The 10179-nt window shown below is 62.0% G+C and carries 14 protein-coding genes; 6 read left to right on the top strand and 8 right to left on the bottom strand.

Features of this window, described 5'->3' with window-relative positions:
* The 5 genes from FV228_RS02895 to FV228_RS02875 all read right to left on the bottom strand — a co-directional run bounded on the left by FV228_RS02895 (position 1) and on the right by FV228_RS02875 (position 1967).
* Positions 1-234, bottom strand: coding sequence for a hypothetical protein (locus FV228_RS02895; RefSeq protein WP_147853205.1), 234 nt, complete (start codon positions 232-234; stop codon positions 1-3).
* 433 nt (positions 235-667) lie between these two features.
* Positions 668-853 (bottom strand): hypothetical protein, encoded by a 186-nt coding sequence (locus FV228_RS02890; RefSeq protein ID WP_147853204.1) that lies wholly within the window; start codon positions 851-853, stop codon positions 668-670.
* Positions 854-872: 19 nt separating this feature from the next.
* Positions 873-1430, bottom strand: coding sequence for a PAS domain-containing protein (locus FV228_RS02885; RefSeq protein WP_147853203.1), 558 nt, complete (start codon positions 1428-1430; stop codon positions 873-875).
* Positions 1431-1503: 73 nt separating this feature from the next.
* A complete protein-coding gene (locus FV228_RS02880) occupies positions 1504-1659 on the bottom strand; it encodes a hypothetical protein (protein WP_246690109.1) in 156 nt (51 codons plus the stop codon).
* A 41-nt stretch (positions 1660-1700) separates the two neighbouring features.
* Positions 1701-1967 carry a hypothetical protein gene (locus FV228_RS02875; RefSeq protein ID WP_147853201.1) on the bottom strand — a complete coding sequence of 89 codons (267 nt, stop codon included), beginning with the start codon at positions 1965-1967 and terminating at the stop codon, positions 1701-1703.
* Positions 1968-2116: 149 nt separating this feature from the next.
* On the opposite strand from FV228_RS02875, the gene FV228_RS32870 reads away from it, so the two are divergent.
* The 6 genes from FV228_RS32870 to FV228_RS02845 all read left to right on the top strand — a co-directional run bounded on the left by FV228_RS32870 (position 2117) and on the right by FV228_RS02845 (position 6031).
* Positions 2117-2272: a hypothetical protein gene (locus tag FV228_RS32870; protein ID WP_187277607.1), complete on the top strand. Its 156-nt coding sequence runs from the start codon at positions 2117-2119 to the stop codon at positions 2270-2272.
* 224 nt (positions 2273-2496) lie between these two features.
* The gene (locus FV228_RS02870) at positions 2497-2775 is read left to right on the top strand and encodes a hypothetical protein (RefSeq protein WP_147853200.1); all 279 of its coding nucleotides are present in this window, start codon (positions 2497-2499) and stop codon (positions 2773-2775) included.
* On the top strand, positions 2772-3779 hold the full coding sequence (locus tag FV228_RS02865) for a tyrosine-type recombinase/integrase (protein ID WP_147853199.1): 1008 nt from the start codon (positions 2772-2774) through the stop codon (positions 3777-3779). The genes FV228_RS02870 and FV228_RS02865 overlap by 4 nt, the downstream gene beginning before the upstream one ends.
* Entirely contained in the window at positions 3779-4411 is a 633-nt protein-coding gene (locus FV228_RS02860) for a ParA family protein (protein ID WP_147853198.1), read from the top strand. Before FV228_RS02865 ends, FV228_RS02860 begins: the two co-directional genes overlap by 1 nt.
* On the top strand, positions 4408-4806 hold the full coding sequence (locus FV228_RS02855; protein ID WP_147853197.1) for a hypothetical protein: 399 nt from the start codon (positions 4408-4410) through the stop codon (positions 4804-4806). The genes FV228_RS02860 and FV228_RS02855 overlap by 4 nt, the downstream gene beginning before the upstream one ends.
* Positions 4807-5641: 835 nt before the next feature.
* Positions 5642-6031 carry a PilZ domain-containing protein gene (locus tag FV228_RS02845; protein ID WP_147853196.1) on the top strand — a complete coding sequence of 130 codons (390 nt, stop codon included), beginning with the start codon at positions 5642-5644 and terminating at the stop codon, positions 6029-6031.
* 268 nt (positions 6032-6299) lie between these two features.
* On the opposite strand, the gene FV228_RS02840 is transcribed toward FV228_RS02845, so the two are convergent.
* The 3 genes from FV228_RS02840 to FV228_RS02825 form a co-directional block, all read right to left on the bottom strand.
* Entirely contained in the window at positions 6300-6563 is a 264-nt protein-coding gene (locus FV228_RS02840) for a hypothetical protein (protein ID WP_147853195.1), read from the bottom strand.
* Positions 6564-8155: 1592 nt separating this feature from the next.
* Positions 8156-8386, bottom strand: coding sequence for a hypothetical protein (locus FV228_RS02830; RefSeq protein WP_147853193.1), 231 nt, complete (start codon positions 8384-8386; stop codon positions 8156-8158).
* A gap of 106 nt (positions 8387-8492) precedes the next feature.
* Positions 8493-9263: a sugar transferase gene (locus tag FV228_RS02825; RefSeq protein ID WP_187277605.1), complete on the bottom strand. Its 771-nt coding sequence runs from the start codon at positions 9261-9263 to the stop codon at positions 8493-8495.
* Positions 9264-10179 lie beyond the last annotated feature (916 nt).

Below are 10179 nucleotides of genomic sequence, written 5' to 3'. Positions count from 1 at the left end.
TCACCTGGCCTCGGCCAGTTCATCGACACTGGAGGCAACCGTGAAGCCTTCGCGATGGAACACAGTGTAGATCACCACCGCCGGCTCAACGTCGAGGTTGGCGATATGCGCGTCAGCAGCCTCTCTAGCGCTCGCTACCGTCTCGTAGGGATCCGGCAGTTGGTACATGCGCGTTTCTATCTCCTCATCGGATGAGGCAGGCTCGGCAATCGTGATTTCGACCGTATAGGACATGTCTGTACGCACCCTAGTTCAGTGAAAAACACCAAAGAACCGCAGCAATAAAATGATCGGCAACGGTATTCCGATCAGCCATAGCAACCCACCGCGTAGCATTTCTGCCTCCGCTCGTTCGCCCAACTCGTTCGGTTCTGAGCGATTGCCAATGAGAAACGCACGAGAACGAAAAAGCGATGCGTTCCCTCAGAACGAAAGCTGGGATGGTGGTCAAATGCTGACCGACTACCCTCCCGCACCCTTTCCTACCTGCACGCCCTAGCGCTTCAGCGCGAGCAAGTACCAGGCTGGCCTCGCGTCCCCGATCTCGGCCTGGAATGCCGGCGCGCTCAAGATCTGAGCGGCAATCGAAGGTTCGGATATTAGCGGCACCAGGATCCTGGCGCGGGTGTTCTTGCGCGGCCGCGCGCCAGGCGTTCCATCCGCGCCGCTACTGCAGCCGGCCGACGCCAGCGTTCAGGCCCAGCACGATGGCCCAGACCAGCACGTCCCCGGCGGTGAGCCAGTCGCCGGCGTCCACGCGCCAGTTCTCGAAATCGTCGTCGGGCTCGACGGTGTGGCCGCGGGAGGTGAGGACGGTCACGGCTTCGGCGATGGGGTCCGAGTCCTCGAACATGCGGTTCACGGAAGCGACGTCAGCCCTCAAGGCGCCGAGCAAGGGTGCGACCGATACTCGTCAGCAGCAATTCAGAGAGGTCGCGGAGGTCGGCATGATCGCCCTGCATGAGCGCTGTGTGGGCTTCGATGCAGCGATCAGCTGCGACAAACAGCGGATCCTCGATACCTTGGGTAAGCAAAGCGGCCGGGATGCCAGAGTTGCGGTGGCCGACGGTGGTGTCGATGTAGGCTCCAAGGCCTTGCATACCGCCACTCTCGTTTTTGGAAATGGTGCCTCGATTTAGGATCCAGCGTACATTGCCCTCTTCACTCAGGACCCGAAACTCGGCTGAGAAGGGGCCGCCGGTCCGGCGAGCCTGGCGGATCTGGCCGAACAACCAATCCCGGTCGTCAGGGTGTATGCGCCCGAGAGCGGTTTCGAGGGGAAGCGGCTGGCCAGCGAGGGCGGCATTGCCGGCCATCACAGCAGCTGCACCTTCGTCCAAGACGGAGCGGCCTGCGGCGACATCAGTATTCCAGATACCAATCAGTCCGGCTGCCCGGAGTGCCGGGATTTCTGCAGTAAGAGCTACCATCGAGTGCCCCGTTTCTTCACTACAAAACATATTACGAAGAACCGGGCACGAACGTTTCGCTCAATTTATATGGTTATGCAGACGCGACGATCATCCGCCGACGTGCCTCGGCAAGCCGCTCTTCGTCCGAGTGTTCGGGCAGCTCGGTAGCGACCTTCTCGACAATCGTGCGCGTGGCCGCCTCCTCCAGACCGAGGCCCCGGGCGAAGCCGTCAAGGCGCCGCATCATGTGCTGCGTTGCGGTTCGGTCGGGCAGGGACGGCTCATCACTCATCCCTGGACCGGGAAGCCCATGATGACGGCGGTCATCACCATCGTGCGGCGTAGGCCAGGGGTGGTGGCCTCTTCCGACAGCAGCTTCTTGGCCTGAGGGTGCATCTCGATCGCCTTGGCTACGTCGACTCGGTGACCGGACTTGAAGACGAACGGTTCGGCGTTGCCATCCTTCAGGTAAGCGGTCGTAGCCGCTTCGATCTCGTCGTCCGTCACCTCGGACTTGCGGCGCAGGTCGCCGACGCTTGGGATGTCTTTGGCCATGCCGGAGAGCTACAGCGCCCTGCCCGGGGCGTCCATCAGGCGGTCACTCGACGCCAGCTTGGCCGTATTAGGACCCTGCCCCGATAAGGCGCATACGGTCTCATCCCTCAGCGCAATCCCGTGCCCTGGGCCACGATACGGAGGCCGAGATGGCGCTCGAACTCAAGACCGGCAAAGCGCAGAGCGTCACGGCAGAGGACTTCAACGAGCGGGTGAAACGCCTGCTTGCAAACAAGCCCGACCCGCAGAAGGCTGAGCCAAGGGGCAGAAGCTTCAAACCCAGCAAGCCGCCTGCGAACGCCTGACGAGCGATTACGTCGGCCGGGCGGCCATATCATCACGGCTCGCCCGGTCCTCGCGCACTCTCCCACCGCGTCCGCGGCTGGCGCGCTCCCCATAATATAATCGAGATCCCCCCGCGACTTCTTAACGTGACCACGTTACAACGTGGTAGCGCGATCCCGTTGCCAGTTCCTGCGTGGTGGTCTAAGGTCCGATAAGAAAAGATTATCGGACGCCAGAAGACAGCATGCCAGCGACGCCGCCTCGCCTCCCCTTCTCCCACGCCGGGCAAGACTTCGTCGTCAAGGCGCGGCCAGTCGCGGACGGCGTCGAGGTCCGTGGCTTTTGGCATGCGCGCTCGAGGGGACGGACTCGGTTCTCCGTCGTCGTGCCGGCTGACGCCATACAGAAGGCGCAGAGGCCTGACTGGGCCGATCCCGTGCAGGCCGCACTGAAGCTCGTGCGGAACCAGATCATCTCGGCGATCAACGAGGGCGAGCCGCTGGCTGAGGAAGCTCAGCTTTGAGCACCGAAGTCGCCCTCCCCTCACCGACCGGCCTGCAGGCATTTGCCGACCGGGCACGCGAGTACGCGGATCAGTCACGAGTAGCGAACACACGCCGAGCCTATGCGTCGGACGTGCGGGCATTCGCACACTGGTGTGAGGCACGAGGCGAGGCCTCGTTGCCGGCGAGCCTAGCCGCCATACTGGCCTACCTGATCGACCACGCGACCACGTTGAAAGTTGTCACGTTACAACGTCGTCTTGCTGCGATCCGCGAGCAGCATGCGGCGGCGGGGTTCGCGTTGGACTCTTCGTCCGCAGCGTTCCGCGACACGTGGCGGGGCATCAAGAGGGCACACGGTCAGCCTGCAGTAAAAAAGCGCCCCCTGATGACGGTGGACCTTCGTCGCGCCGTGGCCATCCTGCCGGACACGCTCGCCGGCAAGCGCGATCGGGCGCTGATCCTGGTTGGCTTTGCTGCAGCGCTACGACGCTCCGAGCTTGCCGAACTCGAGGTCGCCCGTAAGGACGGTGCGGCCTGGATCGAGGAACGGCCCGACGGCCTCGTAGTCCACCTCGCCCGTAGCAAGACGGATCAGCAGGCCGAGGGCGTCGAGATCGGCGTGCCCTATGGGTCGAACATAGAGACGTGCCCGGTGCGCAGCTATCGTGCGTGGATACAGGCAGCCTGCCTGAAGGAAGGTCCGGTGCTCCGGCCTATCGACCGGCACGGGCGGCTCGGCACCGATGCAGTGACGGATCGGGCCGTGGCCCGGATCGTTCAGCGCTCGGTTGAAGCAGCTGCGCTGGCGGCGGGGCATTCGCTGGAGGAAGCGAGCCGGCTCGCGGCAGGCTATGCCGGGCACCCGCTCCGGTCCGGCCTCGCTACGTCGGCCGCGGCCAACGACGCGCCCGGCCACGCGATCCAGCGTCAGCTTCGGCACAAGCGCTTCGACACGACGAGCGGCTACATCCGGTCCGGGCAGCTCTTCAAACAGAACCCGGCTGGGATGGCAGGGCTGTGATGCGCGTCTTGGCTCTCACCACACAGAAGGGCGGATCAGGCAAAAGCACGCTCGCAGCCTCGCTCGCGGTCGCGGCGATGCAGGACGGGGAGACGGTCGCGGCGCTCGATACAGATCCGCAGGCGTCACTCGTAGGCTGGGGGCGGCGGCGCGAAGCGAACGGCTTGGACGTACATCGGGTCGAGCCGTCAGTGTTCGCCGGCACGCTTGGGCGGATCCAAGGCGCAGGCGCAGTCTCGCTCGTCATCGTGGACACACCCGGCCGGTTCGGGCCTGATGTCGCCCTGGTACTGCGCGAGGCCAGCCTGTGCCTTCTACCGGTGAAACCGTCCATCCTCGATGTCGAGGCGGCCCGGCCGACGGTCGAGCAGTTGCGGCTCCTCAAGCGGCAGTTCGCCTTCGTGCTCAACCAGTGCAATCCCACGACGCAGGCCCGCACACTCGACGCGGCGACGGCCTTGGTGAGCACTGGAGCGCTCGCGCCCTCGATGGTCGCGACGCGATCAGATTTCCTGGACTCGATGACGACAGGACTCGGCGTCACTGAACTGGCGCCGAAGGGCAAGGCAGCCGTCGAGATCCGGCTGCTCTGGCAGTGGATCAAGGCGCAGCTCGCAGGGGCGAAGGCATGAGCAAGAAACCGCGGCCATCCATCAACGATCAGCTCGCCAGGATGGCTACGCAGGCACAGGCACCAACCGTCGAGGCACCGCGTGACTCCATTGTCACGGGCCAGCGTGACGACGTGACCACGTTACAACGTGACAGCGTGACAGCGTTTCCACGGGTCAGCGTGACGACTTACAACGTGGTCTCAGAGCCCGCCGGGCCGGAAGGGTACAAGCGGCGGGTCCGGTACGAGAAGCCTCATGCCTCAATCTACGCGCACCCGAAGGTGTTTAAGGCGCTTCGCGAGATCGCGGCTGCCACGGACTGCAAGCCTCATGATCTCTACGTCGAAGGGTTGCGCATGGTTCTGCGGCAGCACGGGCGGGACTTCGATGCGCTGAACCGAGGCGAGAAGTAACGTGGCAACGTGGCAACGTGACAGCGCTGTCACGTGACGTTGACGTGGTCGCAGCGTGGCTACTGACCTCAATCCTCCAGCGTAACGCAGGTGCCTAAAAAGGCCTTGCGAGCTGGCCCCTGCAGCTTCTGATCTACGGCCTGGCGGCGGCAGCGTGCCAGAACCTCTGGATCGACGTCGTCAGCAGCCTCTTCGCCTGAGGCCGACGCGCTTAAGGCACGCTCTTCGTCAAGCTGCGGCAGGCTTTGTGCAACGCTCACAGAGGGCAGGCAGGTGAGGGCGGTTAAGGCGGCTATGAGCGCGAGGGTGGGTCGCACGAGTATCCGCCTGGCTTGGCACGTCGAGCGGGCACCGTGGATGCGATCTAAGGCGAAGGTTCGACCCTCCGATCTCGCCCTTATCATGGACCAGTCCGGCCACCGCGATCCTAGGTCCGTGGTCGGGTACATCCGACGAGCGAACGCCTTCAAGGGGCACAGCGTGAGTGGGTTCCTCTAGCGAGCAATCACCAAGCCCTTCGGTGGCCTCCGCTCCGATAGCTCGGTTGCAGAACGCAACTTCCGAGCATGTTAAAATTTCTTAGGAATTTCGCTCAGGTTTAGATGCCTTAAACGGTCGAGCTTCTAAACTTCGCTTAGGGGACAAGCGGAGACAACTTCCGTGGCAGATCGATTTAGCCTTACAACCAAGGGTAGATACTGCCTGATCGGGGGGGGCAGACGTTCCGTGCCTCGCCGACCTTTCGTCTTCCGCCTCCATAGAACTTCGGCGCGTCACAGATGGGCCGCTGCCGGAAGCCGAAACACGCATCACCTGTTACCTCGACAACATCGGGATGGTCGATGGAGTGGTGCTGCACGGGAGACCCCGCGGCTTCGTGTTCCAAGTGGTAGGAAGTGCAGAGCGCCGCTCTCGGATTGAAGCGCGGCTTACCTGGCTACGCAGTGCGGGTGAGCGGGACGATCAGCGTGAGGCAACCCGCATCGTTCCGGTCCACCGCGAGGTAAGAGTCCAGCTTTATGGCGATCGCATATCCGAAGCGGTCGTCGCGGACCTATCCATGACCGGAGCCGCGCTACTCCTCAGCGAGCGCCCCGAGATCGGTACGACGGTGACGGTCGGGAAGCGCTACGCGACGGTGGTGCGTCACACTCCTGATGGAGTCGGCGTGGCTTTCCGGATGCCGTTCGGCCCGTTGACGTTCAACGAGCGCGTGATCCTTTGATTTGCCTTCCTACGTCTCAGAACAGGATGACGCGCCGAGTAGTCCGGACCACGGGATGCGGTGATCGACGGCATGCTGGCAGCCGCCTGCATCAGCTACCTCGCCACCCTATCGGATCAGGGGTAGGAAAGGTCCAGATGGCCATGATGACGACGGAGGGACTTACCGTCGTCTGCATCATGCCGGTGACGGAGCGGTTCTTGCGCTTCATCAGCCTGCCTGTGGAACTGCACTAACGGAGGCGAGGCTGGTATGAGGGGACGAAGGGTTAAGCGTCCTCGGACCGCCCCTCCGCTGCGTACCAAGGCAGCAGAGCGTAATCCATCATCTCCTTGACGGCCGGACCGGCCACGCCGCGTGGGTCTTCACTACCGGTCATCTTTAAGCTCAGTGCGAGAGCCTCGATGATGGTGTCGCGCTGCTTTTGGCTCATCAGCGAGATGGCTGTCCCCAGAGTCTTCTGCAGGACCTCCACTCGGACGGTCAGATCGCGTAGCTCTTCAAGCAGGATATTCTCAAGGGGTGAGGACAATTTGGGCTCCGTCGGCTCGGCTGTCCCACCGATGTAGCCCGCTCGCCCATCGCCGTCTCGGCCTCCGGAGCAGAGCGCCTATCCATTGCCTCACCCAATCCCACCGCGAACTACGTACTCATGGGTATTAATCAATCATTGGCGACTGGATACACTCTATCAGATTGCGAGTTAAGGATGATCTAGGCCGTATTCAGCCTGCAAAGCAGAGCAGGCGGCACGGCATATGCCAGTTATGGTCGATGTATCTGAGCTTCCTGCCCCACTCGCACTCATCCTGCGGCCTTGGGGCGGCGTCTTGGAAACGGCGCCTGTCGGCATGGGAGAGAATGTTCGGGCCGTAGCGGCCATCGCCTCCGCAAGCCTCTGGCGCCGGGTCGTCATGATGCCCCCGATCGAACAGGGACTTGCGAGAGCCCTGTCCGCTTCTACCGAGCTTGCAGCCGAGCTAAACGGAGAGCATGCAAGTCAGCCCAGCGTTCGAACCCAAGCGTTGGCGGCTTTCGACGCCTTGATTGCGCTGCTGCTCGAGGCACGGCCGAACGCACGGGCCAAGGGACTGGGGCTTGGCTGGTAGACGCGAAGAACCGCTGCTTTCTCGATACCTATTAGACAACCATTCAGGTCTATTCTCCGGCTCAACTGGCGCCATGAGCAGCTAAATGTCCGCTATTTCAGTGCGTTCGCGCCGTCACCCTGCATCGAAGGCCGGGGTCATCTCGCATGGCGGATGGATGGCCGGGTGCACCGTTGTAGATATCTCTGTCAGCGGCGCGCGGCTGCAGGTGCCCGGCTCCGTAACAGTGCCTGACCAGTTTGAGTTGTCGACCGACTTATCTGGCAGTTCGCGCCGCTGTCGGACGGTGTGGTGCGAACATGGTCAGGTCGGCGTCGAGTTCGTCGACTGGACCTAACGCTGTCGCACCGTGTCGCAGAAGGCTTTAGCGGTCCTGCTGGCTGCCCTGGGTGGCGAGACGATACCGCCCTGTGGGAAGCCCCGCAGCTCTCTGGAATGCGGATGGAGGCTGCGGACAACGAAACGCCAAGCGGAATGAATACATTTTTGCCCCTATCATAGGAGCAAAAAAGCGTCATACGATAGCAGACCAAAAACCTATCCGAGATTGGTAAAGAGTATTCAAGTTTTTGGACGCATGACCGTGTGCGTAGAGTGGGTGGATCCGATTATGCACTGGTGTGCCGTTTTTCTTGCCGCTTATACCGCCGGCCTCATCGAGTTTTGGCGACTGTGTCAGGAAGCTCCGCTAATGGCCGAAGAACATTTGATTTCTATATCGTAGGATCTAACTCAAACGATCAGCCATATTAGCACCCAGCCCAGGAAGCCAATCCAGCCGACTGTAACCAATAACACTGTGCCGAGGATCGCTGTCGCGCCGAACCGCGCGAACAAACTTTGTCCTAGACCACGTTTCCGCTTCGGTGGCCCAGTTTCGCCCGTACCATTTTGAGATGAATTCATGATCTCAGCTCTCCGTTAGGAGCTGAGAAGCAACGAGCTATCCTAAACAGTTCCGAAGTCTGCGCGACCTGCGACCATGGTTACCCGGTACGCAGTTCTCGATCTGTCGCTATGTCTCGCCGCGCATAGGGCGCATTAGAGCACCGAGTAGGAAGGCCAGTTGGCCACACACCAACAGCGCTGCTCCGCGGCGAAGACCGCCACTCATACTGAGATGGTAGGCGTAGACGCCATAGGCGAGTTCGGCTGCCACGATCGGCAGGAATGCGAGAAGCCACCACACCGAGCCGAAGCGCCCGAGCCCAAGGCCGAGCAGCGCGTTCAGCAACAGCCCTTTCATCGCACACCGTCCCCGTCCTGCATGCGGGACAGGTTCGCCTGTAGACCGATGCATCGGCATGCGCCAACGCCGTCAGCGCGGAGCCAACAAATTTGGCGTCTGCGCGCTATTTGCTGCCGCGCTGGGCGAGCACGGCCGGGACGGTGCGCAGCATGATCGCGATGTCCCGGCGCAGGCTCCAGCGGCTGGCGTAGTCCAGGTCGAGCGCCACGCGCTCGGCGTAGCTGGTGTCGGACCGGCCCGAGACCTGCCACAGGCCGGTGACGCCGGGCGGCACGGCAAAGCAGGTCGCGAACGCCCGGCCATAGCGGGCGACCTCGGCCTGCACGATCGGGCGCGGCCCGACCAGGCTCATCTCGCCGCGCAGGACGTTCCACAGCTGCGGCAGCTCGTCCAGCGAGGTCTTGCGCAGGACCTGGCCGATGGCGGTGATGCGCGGGTCGTCGGAGAGCTTGTGCGTGGCGGCCCACTCGGCCCGCGCCCCAGCGCTGGCGGCCAGGTGTGCAGCCAACACCGCCTCGCCGTCCGTGACCATCGAGCGGAACTTCAGGCAGCCGAAGCTGCGCCCGTCCCGGCCGAGCCGCATGTGCCGGAAGATCGGCGCCTTGCGGTCGCCGGCCCAGACCAGCACGGCGATCAGCAGCATCAGCGGCAGCAGCAGGAACAGCGCGGTCGCCGCCACCCCGATGTCGAGCCCGCGCTTGGCCGCCCAGTCGAGCCGAAGCCCCCGCGCCACGAACGGCGTCTCGGGCAGTGCTGTGACCGCAACTGCCTCGCTTACCTGACCTACGATACTCTCAGCAAAATCAGCCACTTCGATCATATGCTGCGGTGCGGCGTTCGTTATGGATGGCGTTGATCCAGCCGAGCGCATCATGATCGAGAGTTCCTCGAAAGCGAGTGTGGCGGGGGTTAAAATTCTATCTCGCCGCGAGATAACAGAGGAAATCGTTTACCACAAGGGGAATTATAATGATCTCTTATGTCCATATAAGCTTAATATCATATATCAGATTCGCAATCAAACCGAGTAGATTGAATTAAGGCGCGAATGTGGACGACAAATCCGGTTTTAGATTGAGAACGATGCGAGGTTAGTCCAAACAAAAGGGCGCAGGAGGTCACAGTTTTGTTCGTAGTTTCATTGTGCGCTGCGCTCGGCTGCGGTGTGATCGGGTTCATTATAGGGTTTGAATGGAGCGGGGTTGGTTTGCTAATCGGAGCGCAGCTCGGTGCCACGATTGGAACTCTCGCCGCAGCGATGCGCGGCCGTACTCAGTAAAGAATACCGAGTTTGCGGTGCGGGATCCGGTGACTTTCAGACAGATCCACGCCGCGAGATGGCGTCGGATGACATCGGAGGTCTACTTACACCCCGCAAGCGATCGCCCACATGGGGCGACCGTGATGGGTCTCAGTGCGTGGAGCTCAAGCAGGGATCTGAACTCAGTTGGCTCGACCCATCGCCCTGTGAGACGTGTGCTCAGCAGAGCCGATCGGACGGATCCCACCATCCGAGTTGCGCAGGTAGAGCAACAACGCGGCGGCCAGGACCGCAAGACTGCCACCGAGTGGTGCGGCCACGAGAGCTAAAAGGAAGCTGTGCTGCCAGCATAGATGGAGCGCTACCGCTCCGCCGACGTAGGCAGCGGCTATCAGGACGATGAGGCTCGTTCGCGCAGCCATAGCAACCCTCGAAGTGTCGCCATGCTCGCTTATAAGTTGTATTGATTGCGATCAAACGCAATTTCTACGCAGCTCAATCGGCTCTGTCATGTCCGGTGAAATTCAAT

The sequence above is a fragment of the Methylobacterium sp. WL18 genome, from assembly GCF_008040015.1.
Classification (GTDB): Bacteria; Pseudomonadota; Alphaproteobacteria; order Rhizobiales; family Beijerinckiaceae; genus Methylobacterium; species Methylobacterium mesophilicum.
Note: the sequence above shows the minus strand (reverse complement) of the source record. Positions and strands in the feature narration are given on the sequence as shown.